At 69.1% G+C, this 20,514-nt stretch carries 22 protein-coding genes; 8 read left to right on the plus strand and 14 right to left on the minus strand.

All coding sequences use genetic code 11. From position 1 onward, the window contains the following. Positions 1–111 precede the first annotated feature (111 nt). The 3 genes from AUL33_RS13065 to mutS form a co-directional block, all read right to left on the minus strand. Positions 112–957 carry an SDR family oxidoreductase gene (locus AUL33_RS13065; protein WP_062208653.1) on the minus strand — a complete coding sequence of 282 codons (846 nt, stop codon included), beginning with the start codon at positions 955–957 and terminating at the stop codon, positions 112–114. A 198-nt stretch (positions 958–1,155) separates the two neighbouring features. After that, on the minus strand, positions 1,156–2,598 hold the full coding sequence (locus AUL33_RS13070; RefSeq protein ID WP_062208655.1) for an Nramp family divalent metal transporter: 1,443 nt from the start codon (positions 2,596–2,598) through the stop codon (positions 1,156–1,158). A gap of 201 nt (positions 2,599–2,799) precedes the next feature. After that, positions 2,800–5,538 (minus strand): DNA mismatch repair protein MutS, encoded by a 2,739-nt coding sequence (gene mutS, locus AUL33_RS13075; RefSeq protein ID WP_374754431.1) that lies wholly within the window; start codon positions 5,536–5,538, stop codon positions 2,800–2,802. Between the two features lie 293 nt (positions 5,539–5,831). Between mutS and AUL33_RS13080 the strand changes: the two genes are divergently transcribed. Continuing rightward, on the plus strand, positions 5,832–6,134 hold the full coding sequence (locus AUL33_RS13080) for a DUF1236 domain-containing protein (protein ID WP_062208657.1): 303 nt from the start codon (positions 5,832–5,834) through the stop codon (positions 6,132–6,134). A 69-nt stretch (positions 6,135–6,203) separates the two neighbouring features. On the opposite strand, the gene AUL33_RS13085 is transcribed toward AUL33_RS13080, so the two are convergent. The 4 genes from AUL33_RS13085 to AUL33_RS13100 all read right to left on the minus strand — a co-directional run bounded on the left by AUL33_RS13085 (position 6,204) and on the right by AUL33_RS13100 (position 9,850). After that, positions 6,204–7,130: a GNAT family N-acetyltransferase gene (locus AUL33_RS13085; RefSeq protein WP_062208660.1), complete on the minus strand. Its 927-nt coding sequence runs from the start codon at positions 7,128–7,130 to the stop codon at positions 6,204–6,206. 178 nt (positions 7,131–7,308) lie between these two features. Then, complete coding sequence (gene lspA / locus AUL33_RS13090) at positions 7,309–7,797, minus strand: signal peptidase II (protein ID WP_062208663.1); 489 nt, start codon at positions 7,795–7,797, stop codon at positions 7,309–7,311. Next, entirely contained in the window at positions 7,797–8,687 is an 891-nt protein-coding gene (locus AUL33_RS13095; RefSeq protein WP_082652573.1) for an RNA methyltransferase, read from the minus strand. The genes lspA and AUL33_RS13095 overlap by 1 nt, the downstream gene beginning before the upstream one ends. Continuing rightward, positions 8,672–9,850, minus strand: coding sequence for a class I SAM-dependent methyltransferase (locus AUL33_RS13100; RefSeq protein WP_062208670.1), 1,179 nt, complete (start codon positions 9,848–9,850; stop codon positions 8,672–8,674). The genes AUL33_RS13095 and AUL33_RS13100 overlap by 16 nt, the downstream gene beginning before the upstream one ends. A 158-nt stretch (positions 9,851–10,008) precedes the next feature. Between AUL33_RS13100 and AUL33_RS13105 the strand changes: the two genes are divergently transcribed. Continuing rightward, positions 10,009–10,479, plus strand: coding sequence for a CoxG family protein (locus tag AUL33_RS13105; RefSeq protein WP_062208673.1), 471 nt, complete (start codon positions 10,009–10,011; stop codon positions 10,477–10,479). A 90-nt stretch (positions 10,480–10,569) separates the two neighbouring features. Here the strand turns inward: AUL33_RS13105 and AUL33_RS13110 are convergent, their stop codons facing one another. From AUL33_RS13110 to sppA, 3 genes are all read right to left on the minus strand, one after another. Then, entirely contained in the window at positions 10,570–10,983 is a 414-nt protein-coding gene (locus AUL33_RS13110) for a lipopolysaccharide assembly protein LapA domain-containing protein (RefSeq protein ID WP_062208676.1), read from the minus strand. A gap of 172 nt (positions 10,984–11,155) precedes the next feature. Then, the gene (locus AUL33_RS13115; protein WP_062208679.1) at positions 11,156–11,440 is read right to left on the minus strand and encodes an integration host factor subunit beta; all 285 of its coding nucleotides are present in this window, start codon (positions 11,438–11,440) and stop codon (positions 11,156–11,158) included. 110 nt (positions 11,441–11,550) lie between these two features. Then, positions 11,551–12,510, minus strand: a complete 960-nt coding sequence (gene sppA, locus AUL33_RS13120; protein ID WP_062208682.1) for a signal peptide peptidase SppA — start codon at positions 12,508–12,510, stop codon at positions 11,551–11,553. 223 nt (positions 12,511–12,733) lie between these two features. Between sppA and lptC the strand changes: the two genes are divergently transcribed. The 6 genes from lptC (at position 12,734) to ptsN (ending at position 18,151) form a co-directional block, all read left to right on the plus strand. Next, positions 12,734–13,465: an LPS export ABC transporter periplasmic protein LptC gene (lptC, locus tag AUL33_RS13125; RefSeq protein ID WP_062208685.1), complete on the plus strand. Its 732-nt coding sequence runs from the start codon at positions 12,734–12,736 to the stop codon at positions 13,463–13,465. Then, positions 13,462–14,082, plus strand: a complete 621-nt coding sequence (locus tag AUL33_RS13130; protein ID WP_062208688.1) for an LptA/OstA family protein — start codon at positions 13,462–13,464, stop codon at positions 14,080–14,082. Before lptC ends, AUL33_RS13130 begins: the two co-directional genes overlap by 4 nt. A 175-nt stretch (positions 14,083–14,257) precedes the next feature. Beyond that, positions 14,258–15,052 carry an LPS export ABC transporter ATP-binding protein gene (lptB, locus tag AUL33_RS13135; protein WP_374754435.1) on the plus strand — a complete coding sequence of 265 codons (795 nt, stop codon included), beginning with the start codon at positions 14,258–14,260 and terminating at the stop codon, positions 15,050–15,052. A 175-nt stretch (positions 15,053–15,227) separates the two neighbouring features. Then, positions 15,228–16,739: an RNA polymerase factor sigma-54 gene (gene rpoN / locus AUL33_RS13140; RefSeq protein ID WP_062208695.1), complete on the plus strand. Its 1,512-nt coding sequence runs from the start codon at positions 15,228–15,230 to the stop codon at positions 16,737–16,739. 227 nt (positions 16,740–16,966) lie between these two features. Beyond that, a complete protein-coding gene (hpf, locus tag AUL33_RS13145) occupies positions 16,967–17,542 on the plus strand; it encodes a ribosome hibernation-promoting factor, HPF/YfiA family (RefSeq protein ID WP_062208697.1) in 576 nt (191 codons plus the stop codon). Between the two features lie 150 nt (positions 17,543–17,692). Continuing rightward, positions 17,693–18,151, plus strand: coding sequence for a PTS IIA-like nitrogen regulatory protein PtsN (gene ptsN, locus AUL33_RS13150; protein WP_062209043.1), 459 nt, complete (start codon positions 17,693–17,695; stop codon positions 18,149–18,151). Positions 18,152–18,309: 158 nt separating this feature from the next. Here ptsN and AUL33_RS13155 read toward each other — a convergent pair whose 3' ends face one another. From AUL33_RS13155 to AUL33_RS13170, 4 genes are all read right to left on the minus strand, one after another. Continuing rightward, positions 18,310–18,582 (minus strand): DUF1150 domain-containing protein, encoded by a 273-nt coding sequence (locus AUL33_RS13155; protein WP_062208702.1) that lies wholly within the window; start codon positions 18,580–18,582, stop codon positions 18,310–18,312. Positions 18,583–18,626: 44 nt separating this feature from the next. Next, positions 18,627–19,058 (minus strand): Hsp20 family protein, encoded by a 432-nt coding sequence (locus tag AUL33_RS13160; protein WP_062208705.1) that lies wholly within the window; start codon positions 19,056–19,058, stop codon positions 18,627–18,629. 185 nt (positions 19,059–19,243) lie between these two features. Beyond that, positions 19,244–19,732 (minus strand): peptide-methionine (R)-S-oxide reductase MsrB, encoded by a 489-nt coding sequence (gene msrB, locus AUL33_RS13165; RefSeq protein WP_062208708.1) that lies wholly within the window; start codon positions 19,730–19,732, stop codon positions 19,244–19,246. A gap of 207 nt (positions 19,733–19,939) precedes the next feature. Beyond that, a complete protein-coding gene (locus AUL33_RS13170; protein WP_062208712.1) occupies positions 19,940–20,503 on the minus strand; it encodes a fasciclin domain-containing protein in 564 nt (187 codons plus the stop codon). Positions 20,504–20,514: the final 11 nt, after the last annotated feature.

A 20,514-nucleotide genomic window follows, 5' to 3' on the forward strand; every position in this document is an offset into this window, starting at 1 on the left:
CCTTCATGTCAGGGGCCTGCCGCTATAAAGCATTTCAGCCGCTGACAAAACGTTGCGATCCCGCCGGGCGCGCGAAGGCCCGGCGGGATCGCGCTCGCTAGGCGCGATGCGTCAGGCGCCGACGATCGTCCCGCCATTGGGATGCAGGACCTGTCCCGAGAAGTAGGAGGCGTCGTCGGAGGCGAGGAAGAGCAGCGCCGCCGCCACCTCGTTGGGCTGGCCCGCGCGCTTCATCGGCACCTGGCTGCCGAAATTGGCCACGGTCTCGGCGTCCATCGTCATCGGGATGAAGGGCGTCCAGATCGGGCCGGGGGCGACGCCGTTGACGCGGATCTTCTTGTCCATGAGGTTGAGCGCCATCGAGCGGGTGAAGGCGGTGATGGCGCCTTTCGTCGAGGAATAGTCGATGAGCGTGTCGTTGCCCTTGTAGGAGTTGACCGAGGTCACGTTGACGATGGAGGCGCCCGGCTTCAGGTGGTCGAGCGCGGCCTGCGTCATGTAGAAATAGCCGTAGATGTTGGTCTCGAAGGTCTTGGCGAGCTGCTCTTCGGAGATCTCGCGAAGGTCCTCCTTCTCCTCTTGGTGGGCCGCATTGTTGACGAGGATGTCGAGCTTGCCGAACTCGGCCACGGCTTTCTCGACGGCCTCCCTGCAGAAGGCCTTGGAACGCACGTCGCCGCGGATCAGCAGCGCCTTGGCCCCTTCCTTCTCGACGAGCGCCTTCGTCTCTTCGGCATCGCGGTCCTCGTCAAGATACATGATCGCGACGTCGGCGCCTTCGCGCGCGAAGGACACGGCGGTGGCGCGACCGATGCCGGAATCGCCGCCGGTGATGATGGCGGTCTTGCCCTTCAACCGGCCGGAGCCGGGAAAGCGCGGCGCGTAGTCGGGCCGCGGATCCATCTCGTGCTCGAGGCCGGGATCGTTGTCCTGATGCTGGGGCGGAAAGTTGGTCATGTCGGCGGTTCCCTCAAAGTTCGCGGGGCGCGGCCCGAAGGCGGCGCGGTCGAACGGGGAAGCGCCGTGGCGGGCGGACGTTCCGCCCGGCGGCCTCGGCGAAACCGGTCTCGGCCAAGGATCGCGGCGTGCCGAACTCTCATGGCGCTGAGCGGGCGACGGCGACCGCCGTCCGCTCAGCGCCTGTCGGTGCTGGCGTCAGCCGGCGCCCCAGAGCTTGGGCAGCTGCTGGACGATCGTCAGGATCGAGAGGATGCCGAAGAGCAGGAAGGCCCAGACGAGCATGCCGACGCGGAACGCGCCCGGCCGGATCGCCGGCGCCAGAACCTTGCGGTTCAGGACGACGAGGAGGCCCGAATAGAGGAACATCATCAGGCCGCCGACGCAGGCCGAGATGACAAGGAGCACCAGCGGCTGCGTGACGCCCGCGAGGATCACGAGGATGCCGACGAGGACGAGACCCCAGACGAGCCCGAAGTAGAGGCGGCTCTCGTTATAGGATTTCAGGTAGGTCGTGCGCAGCACGTCGGCGGCGAGGCGGCTCGTATAATCGACGATGCCGGTGGCCGCGCCGAAGAGCGAGAAGGCGCCGATGAACCAGAACAGCGCACCGAACCAGCCGCCCACCCGTTCGCTCAGCACCTGTCCCTCGCGCTGGACGAAGGCGACGGAATTGGCGAGCCCCTCCTCGCCGAAGACCGTCGAATAGGCCAGGAGCGAGGTGAAGGTGATGGTGATGAAGGTGATGAGGACGAAGGTGAGCATCTGCTCCCAGTTGGCGAACCGCCACCAGCGGTGCCATTTCGCCATGTTCTCGGGCGTCGTCTCGAACACGTAGCCGGTCGAGGGCGCCGCTTCCGGCTGGCCGGTGAGCGCGCTGGTGATGCGCGGCACGTAGCTGCCCATGCCGAAGCCCTTGTCGCGGATCCAGTTGGACTGGCAGAGGTTCTGGCCGCCGCCGGCGCCCGCAAAGGCGAGCGCGCCCAAAAGCAGCGCGAAGCCGAGTTCCTCGACGGGGATGGACGCGGTGGTCGCGATCTGCGGCAGCGCCGCCCAGTCGTCGGCGGTGATGACGAAGATCGAGGCGATGACGATGAGGACGCCCACCGCCGCGATCTTCACGATCTGCAGGCGCTCCAGCATCACGTAGACGACGGGCGCCAACGTCAGGATGAGGCCGATCGCGGCGAGAAGGCCGATGGCGATCCAGCGCGGCTCGCCGCCGACGATGTAGGAGAGAAGCGTCGCCGAGCTCGTCGCCCAGCCCGGCCACAGGTTGGCGAAATAGGCGAGCATGGCGAAGACCAGGCCCCAATGGCGCCAGAAGCGGCTGAACCCGGTGAGCACGGTCTCGCCGGTGGCCAGCGTGTAGCGCTCGATCTCCATATTGAGGAAGAACTGCGTCATCACGCCGAGAAGCGCGGCCCAGACGAAGGCCATGCCGACCTGACTGGCGATGTAGGGATAGAGGATGAACTCGCCGGACGAGAGGCCGACGCCGGCCGCGACGAGGCCGGGGCCGATGAGACGGCGCATGTTCTTGGGCGCGGGCGGCAGCTCGCGCACCTCCGGCCGGCCGAGAACGTGGGTCGGGAAGAGGTCGGCAGCCGAGCCCCCTCTTGCGCTTTCTTGAATGGACATCGTCCCCCCTTGGATGCTTCGCCCCCGCTGTGATGCAACCCGGCCGCGTCGTCAATCGCGGCGGGCGGGCCACGGCCATGAAGCGGCGGCGTCGTCCCGTCTCTTCAGGAACGCCCCTCGCGGTCAAGCGTCGCGCCATCACGATCGGGTGCAGTCACCGACGAAAGATGGCGTGGTTCGGCTTGGGCACTCTGCCGGCCATCAGCCCTTCGCGGTCAGCGCCTTGAGCCGGTAGAGCGCCTCCAGCGCCTCGCGCGGGCTCAGCGCATCGGGGTCGATCCCCGCCAGTTCCTCGATCGCGGCCGGTGCCTTCGGTGGTTCGGGAGCCCGCGCGTTGAGGGCGGCGAAGAGCGGCAGGTCGTCGATGAAGGCGGTGCGGCGTTCGCCCTGCTCGCTCTTTTCCAGTTGCGTCAACACCTGCCGCGCGCGCTCCACGACGGCCGGCGGCAGGCCGGCGAGCCGCGCCACCTGGATCCCGTAGGAGCGGTCGGCGACGCCCGCCGTCACCTCATGCAGGAAGATCACCTCGCCCTCCCACTCCTTCACCCGCACCGTGGCGTTGGACAGGCGCTTGAGGCGCGCGGCGAGCGCCGTCATCTCGTGGAAATGCGTGGCGAACAGCGCCCGGCAGCGGTTCACCTCGTGCAGGTGCTCGACGGCGGCAAACGCAATCGACAGGCCGTCATAGGTCGCCGTGCCCCGCCCGATCTCGTCGAGCACCACGAGCGTGCGCTCGCTTGCCTGGTTGAGGATCGCGGCGGTCTCGACCATCTCGACCATGAAGGTCGAGCGCCCCTCGGCGAGATCGTCGGAGGCCCCGACACGGCTGAACAGGCGATCGACGATGCCGATATGAGCCGAGGTCGCGGGCACGTAGGCGCCGATCTGCGCGAGCACGGCGATGAGCGCGTTCTGGCGCAGGAAGGTGGATTTGCCGCCCATGTTGGGCCCGGTCAGCAACCAGATGGCGCCGCCGCCCGTCTTCTTGCCGGAGCCCGCGGGCGGCGAGAGATCGCAGTCGTTGGCGACGAAGCTGGCGGTGGCCGAGGCCTTCAGCGCCGCCTCCACCACGGGATGGCGGCCGCACTCGATGCGGAAGGCGAGACTGGCGTCGACGCTCGGGCAGCACCAGTCGGCGGCGACCGCGAGATCGGCGAGCGCCGACGACACGTCGAGGACGCCGATCGCGGCCGAAGCCCGCTGCAGCGCGTCGGTCGCCGCCAGCACCTCGGCCCGCAGCGCGTCGAACAGCTCCAGCTCCAGCCGCAGCGCCTGCGCCGCCGCCTCGCGGATGCGGGTCTCAAGACCCGCGAGCTCGATCGTCGAGAAGCGCATGGCGGAGGCCAGCGTCTGGCGATGGGTGAAGCCGCCGCCCTCGTCCTTCGGGATGGCCAGGAGCGCCGGCCCCTGCGCCTCCGGCACCTCGACGAAGTAGCCGAGGACGTTGTTGTGCCGGATCTTCAGCGAGCGCAGGCCGGTCTCGGCGGCGTAGCGCGCCTGCAGGTCGGCGACGACGCGGCGCGAGTGGTCGCGCAGCGCCCGTGCGGCGTCGAGAGCCTCCAGCGCGCCCTCGCGCACGAAGCCGCCATCGCGCCGGTTCACCGGCAGCGTGTCGGCGAGCGTCTGGCCGAGACGCTCCATCAGTGCAACCGGCAGCGCCGCGAGATCATCGAGTGCGGCCCGGATCTCGGCCGGCAGGTCCGGCGCGGCGGCGAGATCGGCCATCTCGGCGGCGCGGTGCAGCGCCACGGCCAGCGCGCCGAGATCGCGCGGGCCGCCCCGGTCGAGCGAGAGGCGCGCGAGCGCGCGTTCGGTGTCGGGCAGGCCGCGCAGCGCCTCGCGCAAAGCGGCCCGAAGACCGGCCTCGGCGACGAAGAAGCCGACGCTCTCCTGCCGCGCGCGAATGGCGGCGGGGTCGGTCAGCGGAAAGGCGAGCCGGCCGGCGAGAAGCCGGGCGCCGGCGCCGGTGACGCAGCGGTCGATCGTCGCCAGCAGCGATCCCGCACGCTTGCCGGTGGTGGTGCGGCTGAGTTCGAGGCTGGCGCGCGTCGCGGGGTCGATGCGCATGAAGGAACCGGCCTCCACCCGCTCGGGCCGCGCCAGCGCCGGGCGTGCCTTCAACTGGGTGCGGCCGAGATAGGCGAGCAGCGCGGCGGCGGCGGCGAGTTCGCAGCGCCCGAAGGCGCCGAACCCCTCCAGCGTCGCCACCTCGTAGAAGCGGCAGAGGCGCTCGGTGGCGGTCGCCCCGTCGAAGAGCACGGCGGGCTCGAAGCGCACGCGCCGGCCGAGGCGGGCAAAAAGGGGCGCGAAACGCTCGTCGCGCGACAGCGTGTCGGCGACCACGATCTCGGACGGCTCGACCGCCGCGATGTCGGCGCCGAGCGCCTCGATCGTCGAGGCGGCGACGCGGAATTGACCGGTGGAGAGGTCGGTCCAAGCGAGCGCCACCTCGCCCTCGCCGCCGCCGATGCGCGCCATCGCCATCAGGTGGTTGGGCCGGCCGGGTTCGAGCAGCGTCTCCTCGGTGATGGTGCCCGGCGTCACCAGCCGCACCACGTCGCGCTTCACCACGGACTTGGCGCCGCGTTTCTTCGCCTCGGCGGGATCCTCGACCTGCTCGCAGACGGCGACGCGGAAGCCTTGAGCGATCAGCTTCTGCAGGTAGTCGTCGGCCGAGACCACGGGGACGCCCGCCATCGGGATGTCGTCGCCCAGATGCTTGCCGCGCTTGGTCAGCGTGATGCCGAGCGCCCGCGAGGCCTCCACCGCATCGTCGAAGAACAGCTCGTAGAAGTCGCCCATCCGGTAGAACAGCAGGCAGTCGGCATGCGCGGCCTTGATGGCGAGGAACTGCGCCATCATCGGCGTCGGGCCGGGATCGCCGGAGCCTTGGGGCTCGGCGGCGATGAGGGCGCGGTCGGGTCGCAGGATCTCCAGCATGGGGACTGGATTAGCTGAGATTGCCGGCCGGCGGAACCGAAGCGGCGCCGGCGCCCGCGAACTCCCCAGGATTCACAGGGGACATGCCCGTGGCGCGGGACGCGCTGCCGTCACCGCGATGCCGGAAGAATCCGCCTCGTTCATCGCGGGTTCAACGGAGCCGGTGTAGAAGGGTTCAAGTGCGGTGCAGTATCCCGGCCTTCCATCATTTCGCCCAACGCCTATGATGTGAGAAGGCTTATCCCCACATAGACGGCTCGCCGCCACCAACCGGCGGCAAGCGAAGGACAATCATGCGGACCATCGGCAAGACATCGCTCCTCAGGACGCTCACGGCAGGCGTGGTTCTGGCGCTGGCGTCCGTCACCGGCGCCCTCGCGCAGGGCACCGAAAGCGTCAACGTCTACCAGTATGCGGTGGACCATCCCGTTGCCGACGTCAGCAACACGGGCGCGCCGAGTCTGGGCGCCTCCGTCCCGCAGACGATCGAGCTGGCGACGGTCGGCGAGAACAAGGTCTACGGCTACTTCTACTTCGAGGGCCGCCCGGTGATCGTCGACATGGCGACGCGCGCCGTGGTGCGCATCGACCAGTAGGCGTCGGAGAACCGCACCGCGCAACGGGAACCGGCTTCGGCTCCCGCTGCGCTGTGCGGCACGACTCCGTCAGGCCGCGGTGCGAGTCGCCTCGCCGCCGAAATGCGTGAGATAGCGCTGCTTGATGTTCTCGAAGGGCAGCACGATCAGCACGTCGGTCGTGTTGAACTGGCGGTCCACCACCGCGTCCTCGCCGACATAGCCGCCGAGCCGCAGGTACCCCTTCAGGAGCGGCGGCAGCGCGCCGAGCGCGCGCTTGGCGTCGAGGCACACGGCGTCGGCCGGCAACGGGACACGGCGCGACGGGACGGCCGCCACGCGCCAGGCCTCGGGTGCCGGCGCGTTGTCGCGCAGGAAGGCCAGCGGGCCGGCGAGCGCCGCCGAATCGGTGCCCGCCAGCGAGGCGCAGCCGAACAGGACGTCGATCCGGTGCTGGACGACATAGGCGTAGATGCCCTGCCAGAGCAGCTCCACCGTGCGCTTGGAGCGGTAGTCCTTGAGGACGCAGGAGCGGCCGAGTTCCAGAAAGCGCTTGTCGGGATGGCGCGCCACAAGCCCGTCGATCTCGAACTCCTGCGCCGTGTAGAAGCCGCCCGTGTGCAGCGCCTGCGACTGGCGCAGCAGCCGGTAGGTGCCGACGATCTGCCCGGCGGTCTCGCCGCCGCGCGCCCGGTCGAGCACCAGGAGATGGTCGCAGTTTCGGTCGAAGGCATCGCGGTCGCGCCGCGTCACCTTCTGGATCGGCGAAGCCTTGGCGCTCATCTCCTCGTAGAAGACGCGGTAGCGCAGCTCCTGCGCGGCGCGGATCTCGTCCTTGGAGCGCGCCAGCCGCACCTCGAGCGAGCCGATCTGCCCGAGGAGGGGCGCCTGCGGGTCGAGCGGCAGCGGCGGCCGCCGGTGCGACGAGGGCAGCATCGACTTCATCATGGTCCCGAACGGCTCTGCGATTCGCGCGACCTTGGCCGTGCGCGTCTCTATTCTGGCATAGGCACCCATGGCTCGTCTCCTCACCGCGCCTCCATGGCGGCGCTCGCCGGTTAGCGCCCCGGCGCGACAGGGTGATGACGCGGGGCGCAGCCCCGGTCGGCGGGCTTTCGTTCATGGCCCGCCATCAAGCCAAAAGCGTGGCGGATCACAGGCGCGTGAGCGCCGCGCCGCCGTTTTCACGGGATCCTCAAGAGGGCTCGGCGCCCTCGCGCTTGCGACGGCGACCGAGCAGGAACTCGTCGAGAAGGATCAGCGCCGCGCCCACGGTGATGAAGGCGTCCGCGAGGTTGAACACCGCGAAGCTCCAGACCGGCGTGTGGAACAGGATGTAATCGACGACGTAGCCGAGGCTGACGCGGTCGATGAGGTTGCCGATGGCGCCCCCGACGATGATTGCGAAACCGAACTGGGTGAGCCGCCGGTCGGCCGGCGTGTTCCACCAGAGCCACAGCACGAAGACGAGCACGAGCGCGGCGATGGCCGCGAGGCCGAGGCCGTCGAGCCCGTTCAGCATCGAGAAGGCGATGCCCTCGTTGCGCGCGTGGAAGATGGCGAGGAAGGGCAGGATCTCGATGGCGTCGCCGAGCCCCAGCCCCTCCACCACGAGACGCTTGACCAGCTGGTCGGCGGCCACCGCCAGCGCGACGACGGTGAAACCGGAGAGAATGCGCGACATCAGAGCGAAAGGCTCCCGCGACGCGCCTCGAAGATCATCAGCCCGGTGGCGACGGCGAGATTGAGACTGTCGGCCCGCCCGACCTGCGGAATGCGCACGAGCGTCTCGCACGCCGCCGCCAGCGGCTCGGAGAGGCCGGCCTGCTCGTTGCCCATCAGCAGCAGCGTCGGCTTCTTGCCGTAGGCGGGCGTGCGATAGTCGGTCTCGCCGCGCATGTGGGTTCCCACCACGAAACCGTTGAAACCGCGACGGAACTGCAGGAAGGCCGCCTCGTCCATGCGCGCCACCGGCACTGAGAAGATCGAGCCCATCGTGGCGCGCACCGCCTCCAGCGAGAACGGATCGACGCTCTCGCCGACGAGCACCACGCCCTTGGCGCCGGCCGCATCGGCGGTGCGCAGGATGGTGCCGAGATTGCCGGGGTCGCGCACCCGGTCGAGCACCACGAGCAAGCCGTCACGCCCGAGCTCGATCTTGTCGGCGCGCACCGTCTTCTGGCGGAAGACGCCGATGGCGCTCTGCGGGTTGTCGCGCCGGGCGATGGCGGCCAGAACCTTGTCGCTGGCCTCCAGCACGTCGGCGCCGACCGAGATCGTGCGGGCCGCGGTCTTGGCCAGCAACTCGTTGTCGAGCTGCGAACGCGCCACGATCAGCGTCTCCAGCGTCCAGCCGGCGTCGAGCGCGTCGATGGCAAGTTTCAGCCCCTCGGCGAGAAACAGCCCGGTCTCCTCGCGATGCTTCTTCAGCGCGAGGTTGCGGATGTCCTTGACGATCGGATTGGAGACGCTCGTCACCTCCTTGACGCGGCCGGGCGCCACGGTTTCGGGGCGGCGCGGCGTTGGCGTCGGGGCAGCGGGGCCCTCGCGGTCTCGGGTCAAGCGGACACCCATCTGGAAAAGAGCGACGTGGAAAGAAGGCGGGCATCCTCGCCCGCCTCGCGAATGACGAGTTCGCCCGATTCGATCCGCCCGCCCAAGCCCCGGCACTGCTCGCCCATCAGGGCGGCCAGCGAGTAGAAGGACGAGCGGATCGAATAGGCGGTGAGAACGAGCGCCAGCGGACGCTCGGACAGGAGCTGGCGCATCAGCGCCAGAAGATAGGGCAGGTCCTCGAAGATCTGCCAGACCTCGCCCTTCGGACCGCGGCCGAATTTCGGCGGGTCGAGAAGGATGATATCGTAGTGCGAGCCGCGCTTGGCCTCGCGCTCGGCATAGCGCACGGCGTCCTCGCAGATCCAGCGGATGGGCTTCTGCGACAGGCCGGCGATCTCGGCATTCTCGCGCGCCCAGGCGATGGCGCGCTTGGAGGCGTCGACATGCGTCACCTCGGCGCCGGCGCGCGCGGCGAGCAGCGAGGCAAGGCCCGTATAGCCGAAGAGGTTGAGGACGCGCACCGGCTTGGAGCCCGTGTCGAGCGCGGCCTCGATCGCATCGGTCATGAAGCGCCAGTGGACGGTCTGCTCCGGGAAGACGCCGACATGGCGGAACGAGGTGAAGCGGCCGAGATAGGGCAGCGCATCCTGGCGCATCGGCCAGGTCTCGCCGATCGCCTCGCTGGAAAAGCGCCAGCGCCCGGTGCCCTCCTCGTCGGTGTCCCCGGTGAAGACGGCGTCGGCCCCCTCCCAGTCGATGCCAGTGCGGCGCGGCCAGATCGCCTGGTTCTCGGGGCGACGGATGGTGAGCGGGCCGTAGCGCTCCAGCTTCTCGCCGTCGCCGGAATCGAGAAGCGCATAGTCCGCCGTGGGCTCGACGGTGAGCACCACGGGTGCGCGGAACTCCGGCCGTGCGCCCGCGGGCCAGATCACGGCGGGCCGGTCGCGCCGGCCCTCGCGCGCATGCTCCTCGGCGCTGAGCCGCACGGTGGGCTCCCCGTCCACGGCAAGCGGCCGGGCCGGCGCCGGGCGCGTGTCGGCCGCGCGCTTGGCGCCGGCCGGCGCGTCGCGTCCGGTCCGATCGGGGCCGGGCTTGCCGCGCACGGGGCGCTCGCCGCCCTTCGGGCGGGCGCGATCGGGCTCGCCTCGGCCCCCGCGCGTCTCGTTTCGGTTCTTCGTCATGGACCGGCTCTTAGCGTATCGGACGCCTCCGCCGCAAACGGCTTGGGGCCGCGCCGTCGCCCCGGCCCGCGCGCGCCTTGTGGAAGCGCGTGCGCGGGGTCATTCTGCGAGAGCCGAACGCGAATGCCGACGGCCAAGGAAACGGGAGGAGACCGACGATGGACCTGAAGGGCGAATACCGCCTCGCCGCGCCGCGCGAGACCGTGTGGGCGCTGCTCAACGACCCGGCGGTCCTGCGCGACTGCATCCCCGGCTGCCAGAGCCTGGAGATGACCGATGGCAACCGGATGGCCGCGACGGTGGTCGCCAAGGTCGGCCCGGTGAAGGCGACCTTCACCGGCGAGGTGCGTCTGGAGAACATCAACGCTCCCGAGAGCTATTCGATCGTCGGCGAGGGCAAGGGCGGCATCGCGGGCTTCGCCTCCGGCGGCGCCGACGTGCATCTGACGGAAGACAGCGGCGAGACGGTGCTGACCTATTCGGTGGACGCCAAGGTCGGCGGCAAGATCGCGCAACTCGGCGGCCGCCTCGTCGACTCCACCGCCAAGAAGCTGGCCGGGCAGTTCTTCGACTGCTTCGCCGCCCGCTGCACGGCGGGCGAACCGGCCGCGGCGAACGCCGTCGCCTGACGACCCCGGCCCGATCGACACGAAAAAACCGGCGTCCTCGAAAGGTCCGCCGGCTCTGAGTCTGAAGAGTTGGTCCGAAACCCGAAGGCGTCAGGCGGCGACGGGCGGACCGGCCAACGCGCGAGCATTGTTCGAAACGGCGGGAAGCGCCGCCAGGGTCGCCTGCCGGGCGACGTCCTCGCGGTCGCGCTCCTCGCGAAGGCGACGCAGCCGCTCGTTCGACAGCTCGACCTCGTGCTTGAGGTTCTCGACCTCGCGGCGCCGGCGGGCCGACTTGGCGCGGTAGTGGCTCTGCGTCATCCAGGTGCCGACGCCGCCGAGCAGCAGGCCGAGGATGAGCGAGCCGATCAGGAGCACGAAGAGCGGCGCCTGGAAGGCGAGCTGCGGCAGGGTGCCGATCGGATCGAGCGAGACGCTGATCGCCTCGCGATTGGCGACACAGAACACCACGAGCACGATCGCGAGCGGCACCAGGATGATGAAGGAGAGGATCTTCGAGACCATCGGACTTTCCGCTCAAGCACGCCATTCGAACCGCGAGCCGGCGGCGATCCGGCGCGTGGACGCAGAGATAAACCGCAAACGCCCCGCGTCAATCGCTTAAAACGTAGAGGCGTGAGCGCCGTCGGTCCGATCGAGGCGATCGGCGCCTTCGTGCGAGCGGGCGCCCGTCCCGTCAGGCCTCGTCGTTCAGCCGCTCGCGCAGTTCCTTGCCGGTCTTGAAGAAGGGCACCCACTTCTCCTCGACCTCCACCGATTCGCCGGTGCGCGGGTTGCGGCCGGCGCGGGGCGGACGGTTCTTCACCGAGAAGGCGCCGAAGCCGCGCAGCTCGACGCGGTTGCCGTCGCACAGGGCCTGCGTGATCTCGTCGAAGATCGCGTTGACGATCGTCTCGACGTCGCGCTGGTAGAGATGCGGGTTGCGGCTGGCGATGATCTGGACGAGTTCGGACTTGATCACGGCAGGGTTTCCTCGGGCCTTCGGCGGAACTGTCGGCGAGCGAAGCCCCAGAGAGGGCCTATCAAACTCGTCATGATTTCAACAGGTTGCAGACCGCATCTCGGCACAACTCATCGGGCGGGAGGCTGCCAGAGCGACACCATCCCGTCAAGGTGACCGGTGGCGCGCGACAGGGCCTGGCCGAGGTTTTCCGATTTCGGGTCGAGGCCGATCCACGAGAACACCGCGGCGCGCGCGCCGGTGAGGAAGCCGAAGCGCGAATCCTTCGATTTCGGCTCGCGATCGACGATTTCGAGGCCCTCCGGCACGCCGCGCTCCTCCTCGAACCAGCGGCGCACCTCGCGCTCGCCGCCGAGCGCGTCGACGAGGCGGTTGGCCAGCCCCTGCTCGCCGGTGAAGACGGAGCCGTCGGCGAGGATGCGAACCTGGTCCTCCGGCATCGCCCGGCGCTCCGAGACGAGCCGCACGAACCAGCCGAAGGAATTGTCGACGAGGCGGCCGATCATCTCGCGCGCGCCGGGCGCTGCGGGCTTGAAGGGCGAGGGTTCGGCCTTCAGCGGCGCCGACTTGACGGCCTCGACGTCGACGCCGATGCGCCCGAGCAGCACGGAAGCGTCGACATACTGGAAGATGACGCCGATCGAGCCGACGATCGAGGAATTGTGCGCGACGATCCGGTCGGTGGCCATCGCCACCATGTAGCCGGCCGAGGCCGCGAGCGTGCCGACTTCGGCGGCCACGGGCTTCACGGCGGCAAGGTCGCGCACGGCGTTGAACAGCGTCTCGCCGCCCACCGTGGTGCCGCCGGGCGAATCGACCTTGACGATCACGGCCCGCACGCTGCGGTCGTCCTTCAGGTCATCGAGGAGTTCGAGCATGTCCTCGTCCTCGGTGATCAGGCCCTCGATGCTGACGCGGGCGATCCGCTCGCCGAGGCTCGCGCCCGGTCGCCAGCCGGAGGCGATAGCGAGGAGGATGGCGGCCAGCGCCAGACCGAGGATCGCGGCGATCCGCCAGAAGCCGAGCTTGCGGCGCAATCGCCGCCGATCGATGATGCCTTGTGCGTCCATGCGTCTCGCCCTGCCCCGGCCCCGTGCCAGCGGAAGACGCCCGTCGTCCGCACCCGAGCTGAGCGATACGATGCCCGTGCCGGCTTCACAAGCGGGAGCGCTGCGGCAACCAAGGGTCGATTTACCATGTAAAAACCTCATATCATGTATCATGAACACACGACGTGATCCGCCGGCCGCCGGCCGCATCGAAGCGAGGACGGAAACGAGCTTGGAAGGCAGCATGGGCGCACAGGGAACGAGGCGGCACGAGACCGATGGTATCGCCGTCGGCGAGGCGCAGCGTTCGGGACGCTCGGAGCGCGAGTTCCTGCGCGCCGACCGGCATTCGCGCTGGGTGCGCCGCCTGAAGATCGGCCTGCCGGCCATCGCCACGGTGATCGTCGTGGGCGCACTGGCCGTGACCTGGCTGGCCCGCGCGCTGCCCGCCGACGTCGCCTTCGCCTCCACCAGCATCGTCGACGGGCGGCTGGTGATGCAGGATCCCCGCATGTCCGGCGTCGACGGCAACAACCGGCCCTATTCGATGGTCGCCGCCCGCGCGATCCAGGCGCTCGGCGGTTCCGGCATCGATCTCGAGGGCGTGCGCGCCAACCTGACGATCGGCGACGACACGACGGCCGAGCTGCAGGCGACGAAGGGCCGCTACGATACGCAGGGCAACATGCTGCGCCTCTACGACGACATCACCGTGGAAGCCTCCAACGGCGTGCGCATGACGCTGCGCAGCGCCGACGTGTCGCTCGCCGACGGTCAGATGACCGGCAGCGGTCCCGTGTCGATCACCACGCCGAGCCAGCGGCTCGAGGCCGGCAATCTCGTGGTCACGCAGAGCGGTCGCTCCCTGTCGTTCCGCGACCGGGTGAAGCTGACGCTCCTGCCCACTGCCAGTTCCGCATCCCCATCCTCCCCACTTCCGGGGGCCGAGCCCCCTTCGAGCGAGCCGAAACCATGATCCCGACCCTTCGCACCGGCGCCGCGGCCTTCCTTCTGGCCGGTCTCGCCCTCACCGCGCCAGCGCTCGCCCAGCAGAGCCCGGGCTTCGGCAATTCCTTCGGCGGGCTGCAGGTCCAGGGCGACCAGCCGATCGCCATCGAATCGAACCAGCTCGACGTCGATGACGCCAACTCGCTCGCGACCTTCTCGGGCGATGTCAGCGTCCAGCAGGGCGAAACCTCGATGAACGCCGAGAAGCTGCTCGTCCATTACGTGCGCAAGCCCGAGGGCACCGCCGCGACGCCGAAGCCCGCCGCTGCCGCCGGCAGCAACATGCCCGGCGGCTCCAGCGACATCAGCCGCATCGAGGCCACCGGCAAGGTGACGATCAAGTCCGCCGACCAGGTCGCAACCGCCTCGAAGGCCGATTTCGACATGGCGACGCAAGTCGCCGTGCTCTCGGGCGACGTCGTGCTCAGCCAGGGCCAGAACGTCGCGACCGGCTGCATCCTGCGCATCAAGATGGACACCGGCGTCGCGCGCCTGCAGAGCAAGGATTGCGGCGGCGCCTCGGGCGGCGGTGCGGGCGGGCGCGTTCGCATGCTGCTCTCGCCGGGCGCAGGCCAGCAGCCCTGATTCCGGCACCGGCGCCGCACGGCCCGGTCTTTCCTCGAATGCCGCCGCGCCCGACATCAGCCTCGGAGTTCCGTTGACCCAATCGCCCGATCTCGGGGGCGCAGGCCGCCCCGTGCCGCCCGCCCGCCCGCAGGACACCTCGCGCTGGGACGCTCCCGCCAGCGATCCCGGTTCGCTGGCGATCGATCCGCGCTCCGGCGTTCCCGGGCTGGCGACGCCGGACGGCGCCGGCACGGTGCACCCGTCGGCCGGAACGCTCGTGGCGCGCGGCATCACCAAGACCTATCGCGGACGGCGCGTGGTCGACAGCGTCGACGTCGCCGTACGCCGGGGCGAGGCCGTCGGCCTGCTCGGGCCGAACGGCGCGGGCAAGACCACCTGTTTCTACATGATCACCGGCCTCGTGCCGGTGGATGGCGGGCGCATCGAGCTCGACGGCCACGACATCACCTCGGTGCCGATGTACCGGCGGGCGCGCCTCGGGATCGGCTACCTGCCGCAGGAAGCCTCGATCTTTCGGGGCCTGTCGGTGGAAAACAACATCCGCGCCGTCCTCGAGATGGTGGAGCCCGACAAGGCCGAGCGCGAGCGCCAGCTTACGGCGCTGCTGGAGGAATTTCGCATCGCGCATCTGCGCAAGCAGCCCTCCACGGCGCTCTCGGGCGGCGAGCGGCGGCGCTGCGAGATCGCGCGCGCGCTCGCCTCGCGCCCAACCTTCATGCTCCTCGACGAGCCCTTCGCGGGCGTCGATCCGATCGCCGTCGCCGACATCCAGGAGCTGGTGCGCCACCTGACGCGGCGCGGCATCGGCGTCCTCATCACCGATCACAACGTGCGCGAGACGCTCGGCCTGATCGACCGCGCCTACATCATGCATGCCGGCGCGGTTCTGACCCACGGCTCGCCGCAGGACATCGTTGAGGACGCCGACGTTCGCCGCATCTATCTCGGCGAGCAGTTCACCTACTGACGCTGCTTCCGAACCGTGCAGGATGCCCGGCCCAGAGGTGAGGGCGGCCTTGACAAGCAAGTTCGGGACCAGTCTCCTGAGTGGGCGGTGACAGGCATGAGGCCTCGCCGCCCCGCGAGGCGCCGGCATCGCCGACCCGCGGCCCGCAACGGCTGACAGGAGGCGAGACGATTTCATGAATCTGTCGGTGAACCTCCAGATCCGTCAGAGCCAGCAGCTGGTGATGACGCCGCAGCTGCTGCAGTCGATCCGCCTTCTCCAGTTCCATCATGCAGAGTTGCAGGCCTTTCTCGAGCGCGAGGCCGAGGCCAACCCGATCATCGAGATCGCCGCCGGCGTCGAGGCGGGAGAGCCGGTCGGGCCAAGCGACCAAGATGCGCCCGCCCTCCCGCCGGGCGAGGCATCCGAAGCGCCGCTCACCGGCGCCAGCGCGGACGGCGCCGCCTTCGCGGACGGCAGCGACGACGGCATTGCCCCGCATGCCGACGATCCCGACGCCTTCCTGCCCGCCCTTCGCTCTCTGGGCGAGAGCGAGCGCTCCGGCGGCTTCGATGGGGCCGATCCGATCGAGACGGCCGGTTCCGGCCCGCACTCGCTGCATGCCCATGCACTCGCGGAAATATCCGACGTCTTCGCCGATCCCACCGAACGACGGCTGGCGGAGGTCCTCTTCGCCGATCTCGACGCCGCCGGCTATCTCGGGCCCGGCACGGCCGAGCGCGCGCAAGCGCTGGGTCTTGCGCCGGACGCGACGGAGGCGCTGCTCGCGCGCCTGCAGGCGCAGGCCGAGCCCGCCGGCCTCTTCGCTCGCACGCTTGCCGAATGCCTTGCCGTGCAACTGCGCCGGCAGAACCGCTTCGATCCCGTGATCGCCGCCGTTCTCGACCACCTGCCGCTTCTGGCGCGGCGCGACTTCGCCGCGCTGGCGCGGATCACCGGCGAGGACGAAGCCGGGCTGATGGAGATCCTCGGCGAGATCCGCCGCCTCGATCCGCGCCCCGGTGCGGGCCTGTCGCCCGGCGAGGCCGAGCCGGTGCTGCCCGACGTCGTGGTGCGCCCGGCCGCCGGGGGCGAAGGCTGGCAGGTCGATCTCAATGCCGACGCCTTCCCGCGCATTCTCGTCCACCAGCAGTATGCGCAGGAGGTGCTGCGCGGCGCCGCTTCGACGGAGGAGCGCTCCTTCCTCGCCCAGTGCCAGCAGAACGCCACCTGGCTCACCCGATCGCTCGACCAGCGGGCCCGCACCATCCTCAAGGTCGCCGTCGAGATCGTCCGGCGCCAGGACCGGTTTCTCAGCGAAGGCGTCTCCGGGCTTCGGCCGATGACGCTGATGGACGTCGCCGAGGCGATCGGCATGCACGAATCGACGGTCAGCCGCGTCACCGCCAACAAGTACGTGGCGACGCCCCGCGGCACGTTCGAGATGAAGTTCTTCTTCACCGTCTCGATCGCCTCCTCGGACGGGGGCGACGCCCACTCCGCCGAGAGCGTGAAGCTGCGCATCGGCCGGATGATCGCCGGTGAGCGACCCGGCGCGGTGCTCTCGGACGACGACATCGCCGCGGCTCTGAAATCCGACGGGATCGATCTCGCCCGCCGCACGGTCGCCAAGTATCGCGAGGCGCTCGGCCTCCCCTCCTCCGTCCAGCGCCGCCGCGAGATGAACGCCCGGCGCCTCGCCGGCTGAGCTCGGCGCAACCACGACTGGCGCCCGCCCGCCCCGCACACGCGACCCCCGGCTTTTTCGCGCCCGGCACCTTCGAAGACTATCGCGGGGCGCCGATATGGTCTCGAATGAAAGCCTTCGGCAGCCGGAACGAAAAGCCGGGCGCAAGCCTTCGATAAGACGGCACCGGCCCTCAGCGCTCGATCCGTCGCTCGGGACGGCCGCCGGACGATTGGAAGGAGAAACGAATGGGACTTCGTGTATCGGGCCGTCACATGGATGTCGGCGAGGCTTTCCGCTCACGCATCGAGGAGCGCCTCGACGAGCAGGTCACCAAGTATTTCGACGGCAACTTCTCCGGTGCGGTCGTGCTCTCGCGGGAGGCCTCCCGCTACACCACCGACTGCACGCTGCATCTCGACAGCGGCGTCTATTTCCAGGCGGCGGGTGAATCCCACGATCCCGAATCCAGCTTCATCGAGGCGATGGAGAAGATCGAGAAGCGCCTGCGCCGCTACAAGCGGCGGCTGAAGGATCACAAGGCCAACGCCAACACCTCGCGCGAGGTGGCCTACACCGTCATGAGTCCGGTGCCCGACGAGGCGGAAGACGTGGCCGAGGACTTCGCTCCGGCCGTGATCGCCGAGACCTCGCTGATCGTCGGCACGATGAGCGTCGCCAACGCGGTGATGGAACTCGACCGCCGCGACAGCCCCGTCGTGGTCTTCAAGAACGGCGCCAGCGACGAGATCAACATCGTCTATCGCCGCGGCGATGGAAACGTCGGCTGGATCGACCCCTCGACATTGCGCGCCAAGGTCTGATACGCGGCGCCCTACAACGAGAAGAGTGGCCGTCGCCAGACGGCCACCCGTCCCGGTGGTAACGGGACCTGAAAGAACGGGCCGGCCTGCAGCGTCGAGGGCGGACCGTCCCCCGTGCTGGCCGGTGCGAAGGCGAAGGGCAGTCTGACCTTGCATCTATCCGAACTCATCGAAGAGGGTGCGATCCTCCCCGCGCTTCGATCGCATTCCAAGAAGCAGATCCTTCAGGACCTCAGCGAGCGCGCCGGGCAGATGACCGGGCTCGAAGGCCGCGAGATCTTCGAGACCGTGCTGGCACGTGAGCGCCTCGGCTCCACCGGCATCGGCAACGGCATCGCCATTCCCCACGGCAAGCTGGCCACGCTGCCGCGCATTCGCGGGGTGTTCGGACGTCTGGTGAAGCCTGTGGATTTCGAGGCGCTCGACGATCAGCCCGTCGACCTCGTCTTCCTTCTCATCGCCCCCGAGACGGCGGGCGCGGACCATTTGAAGGCGCTGTCGAAGATCGCGCGGATGCTGCGCCATCCCCAGACGGTGCGGGACCTGCGGGCGTCCCGTGATGCCGCCTCCATCCATCACCTGATGACGCAGACCCCGCCGGCGGGCTGACCGGAGCGCTCGAACCCGCTCGGGCCGGCGCACGAAAAAGCCGGACATCTGGCGAACCAGATCCCCGGCCAATCATCGTACACTTCATCGTGAGAGCAACCGCGACGATCGATCGAGCCGAGGGGTCTCATGCTCGACCTTGCCGACCCGTTCGCGTCTCAGTGAAGGCTCACCGTCATCAGTTCGTTCTCGGTGGCGCTCGCCAGAATGGAGCCGCGGTCGTCGGAAACCGCGAGTGGCGTGCCGTCGGCGGAGAAGAGAGCCCAGAGCTTCAGGCCCGGACGGATAGACTGGGCGGACGGGAACCGGGCACGGATATCGTCGGACGACATGCGCCTGAGATAGGCCAGATGCCCTTCGCCGATGGCGGCCAGATCGACCTGCTTGACGTCGCTCGGGGACTGGGGACCGAACGGCTGGAACTGTGTCATGAACGTCTCCTTCTAAGGCAAACGGGAGAGCGGAGCCGGAAGTTTCAATCCTCGACTGCGATCTCGATCTTTTTCACCACGCGCTCGGGCTCGGGCTTGGCGAGATCGACCATCAGAAGGCCGTTCTTGAGCTGAGCCCCGAGGATCCGCATGCCGTCGGCAAACAGAAAGCTCTTCTGGAACTGGCGCGATGCGATGCCGCGATGGAGAAACTCCCGGTCGCCGCGGTCGGTCTGCGAGCCGCGGATGGTGAGCTGGTTCTCCTCGGTCGTGATCTCGAGGTCCTCGGGTCGAAACCCGGCGACCGCGAGCGTGATGCGGATGGCGGTTCCCCTCACCCCGGCGGTTTCCGCCGCGATGCGCTCGATATTGTAGGGGGGGTAGCCGTCGGCGCCCTTCCCCAGGCGTTCGAGCGTCTTCTCCACCCCGTCGAACCCGAGGAGCAGGGGGTTGGAAAATGGCGCAATCCGGTTCATCGCACGGCAAGTCCTTGTTTCAAGCGACTTATCGAATGCAGGCCCAAGACATCGGCACCCGCTCTCGACTGACCTTCGATATGGCGTCGGATCGCCTCGGGTTCAATGCGGGGCGATCCCACTCGACCATGAAGAACCCGAAAGCTTGACGGAGGGCTAACGGCCTGCGCCGCACCCGCAAAGGCTCAGGACGAGACCGGCCCTGGTGCGAAACGCATCGCCACGCCGTTGATGCAATGGCGCTTGCCGGTGGGCTGGGGGCCATCGTCGAAGACGTGGCCGAGATGGCCGCCGCAGGTCGCGCAGTGGACCTCGGTGCGGGCGTAGACGAGGACATGGTCGGTCTTGGTGGCGACGCCCCCGTCCACCGCCTGCCAGAAGCTCGGCCAGCCCGTGCCGGAATCGAACTTGGTGGCGGAGGAGTAGACCGGCGTGTCGCAGCCGGCGCAGTGGAAGAGGCCGGAGCCCTCGATATGGTTGAGCGGGCTGGAGAAGGGGCGCTCCGTCGCCTCCTGGCGCAGCACCGCGTAGGCGTCGGGGTCGAGCTTGGCCTTCCACGCGGCGTCGCTCATCGACACCGGGAAGGTCTCGGCGACCGCGGTGCCGCGCGTGGACCAGAAGCCGAGGCCCGCGACCGCTGCGGCGCCCCCCACGAGAAACTGACGTCGACGCATGGAAGGTCTCCTGTCGAATGGGTTGAGTCGGACGATGGCACCCCGCCGGGCATCTGAGGCGTCGGCCTGCCGGCGACCGGAACCGGGCCGCTGTAATCCGCGGTGCCGAAACTGAAAACGGCGTCCCTGTCGCCCAATGTGGGAGACGGGACGCCGAATGTCATCCGCGGCGCCGGAGAGGCGCCGCGGGCGATCGTCGCAGATGGATCAGGGCATCAGCACGGTGTCGATGACGTGCACCACACCGTTGGACTGCATCACGTCGGCCTGCGTCACCGTGGCGACACCGCCCTTGGCGTCGGTCACGGTGAGCTTGTCGCCCTTCATGGCTAGCGTCAGCTCTTCGCCCTCGACGGTCTTGACCACGTGCTTGCCGCCATCATCCTTGATCATCTTCATCGCGGCTTCCGACGTCGCGGCAGCCGGGACCACGTGATAGGTCAGGATCTTGGTCAGCATCGCCTTGTTCTCGGGCTTGACCAGCGTGTCGACCGTGCCGGCCGGCAGCTTCTCGAAGGCCGCGTTCGTCGGCGCGAAGACCGTGAACGGACCCTTGCCGCCCAGCGTCTCGACGAGGCCGGCGGCCTTCACCGCGGCGACGAGCGTCGTCAGGTTGGACGCGTTCGGGGCGTTCTCGGCGATGGTCTTGTTGGCATACATCGGCGCGCCGCCGACTTCGACGGACTTGGCGGTCTGCGCAAAGGCTGCGCCCGAGATCGAGCCGGCGAGGACAGTGGCGATCGCCGCATGGCGGATGAGAGACTGGATCATGTCGCGTTCCC

The organism is Aureimonas sp. AU12, from assembly GCF_001463705.1.
Taxonomy (GTDB): Bacteria; Pseudomonadota; Alphaproteobacteria; order Rhizobiales; family Rhizobiaceae; genus Aureimonas.

Coding starts and splice junctions, on each gene's coding strand:
- AUL33_RS13065 (WP_062208653.1), bottom strand. CDS start 957: ATGACCAACTTTCCGCCCCAGCATCAGGACAACGATCCCGGCCTCGAG.
- AUL33_RS13080 (WP_062208657.1), top strand. CDS start 5,832: ATGCGGACCATCGGCAAGACATCGCTCCTCAGGACGCTCACGGCAGGC.
- lspA (WP_062208663.1), bottom strand. CDS start 7,797: ATGTCGCGCATTCTCTCCGGTTTCACCGTCGTCGCGCTGGCGGTGGCC.
- sppA (WP_062208682.1), bottom strand. CDS start 12,510: ATGGACGCACAAGGCATCATCGATCGGCGGCGATTGCGCCGCAAGCTC.
- AUL33_RS13110 (WP_062208676.1), bottom strand. CDS start 10,983: ATGGTCTCGAAGATCCTCTCCTTCATCATCCTGGTGCCGCTCGCGATC.
- AUL33_RS13160 (WP_062208705.1), bottom strand. CDS start 19,058: ATGAACCGGATTGCGCCATTTTCCAACCCCCTGCTCCTCGGGTTCGAC.
- AUL33_RS13100 (WP_062208670.1), bottom strand. CDS start 9,850: ATGACGAAGAACCGAAACGAGACGCGCGGGGGCCGAGGCGAGCCCGAT.
- AUL33_RS13170 (WP_062208712.1), bottom strand. CDS start 20,503: ATGATCCAGTCTCTCATCCGCCATGCGGCGATCGCCACTGTCCTCGCC.
- AUL33_RS13095 (WP_082652573.1), bottom strand. CDS start 8,687: ATGGGTGTCCGCTTGACCCGAGACCGCGAGGGCCCCGCTGCCCCGACG.
- AUL33_RS13130 (WP_062208688.1), top strand. CDS start 13,462: ATGATCCCGACCCTTCGCACCGGCGCCGCGGCCTTCCTTCTGGCCGGT.
- AUL33_RS13085 (WP_062208660.1), bottom strand. CDS start 7,130: ATGGGTGCCTATGCCAGAATAGAGACGCGCACGGCCAAGGTCGCGCGA.
- AUL33_RS13105 (WP_062208673.1), top strand. CDS start 10,009: ATGGACCTGAAGGGCGAATACCGCCTCGCCGCGCCGCGCGAGACCGTG.
- AUL33_RS13155 (WP_062208702.1), bottom strand. CDS start 18,582: ATGACACAGTTCCAGCCGTTCGGTCCCCAGTCCCCGAGCGACGTCAAG.
- rpoN (WP_062208695.1), top strand. CDS start 15,228: ATGAATCTGTCGGTGAACCTCCAGATCCGTCAGAGCCAGCAGCTGGTG.
- msrB (WP_062208708.1), bottom strand. CDS start 19,732: ATGCGTCGACGTCAGTTTCTCGTGGGGGGCGCCGCAGCGGTCGCGGGC.
- hpf (WP_062208697.1), top strand. CDS start 16,967: ATGGGACTTCGTGTATCGGGCCGTCACATGGATGTCGGCGAGGCTTTC.
- lptC (WP_062208685.1), top strand. CDS start 12,734: ATGGGCGCACAGGGAACGAGGCGGCACGAGACCGATGGTATCGCCGTC.
- mutS (WP_374754431.1), bottom strand. CDS start 5,538: ATGCTGGAGATCCTGCGACCCGACCGCGCCCTCATCGCCGCCGAGCCC.
- AUL33_RS13070 (WP_062208655.1), bottom strand. CDS start 2,598: ATGTCCATTCAAGAAAGCGCAAGAGGGGGCTCGGCTGCCGACCTCTTC.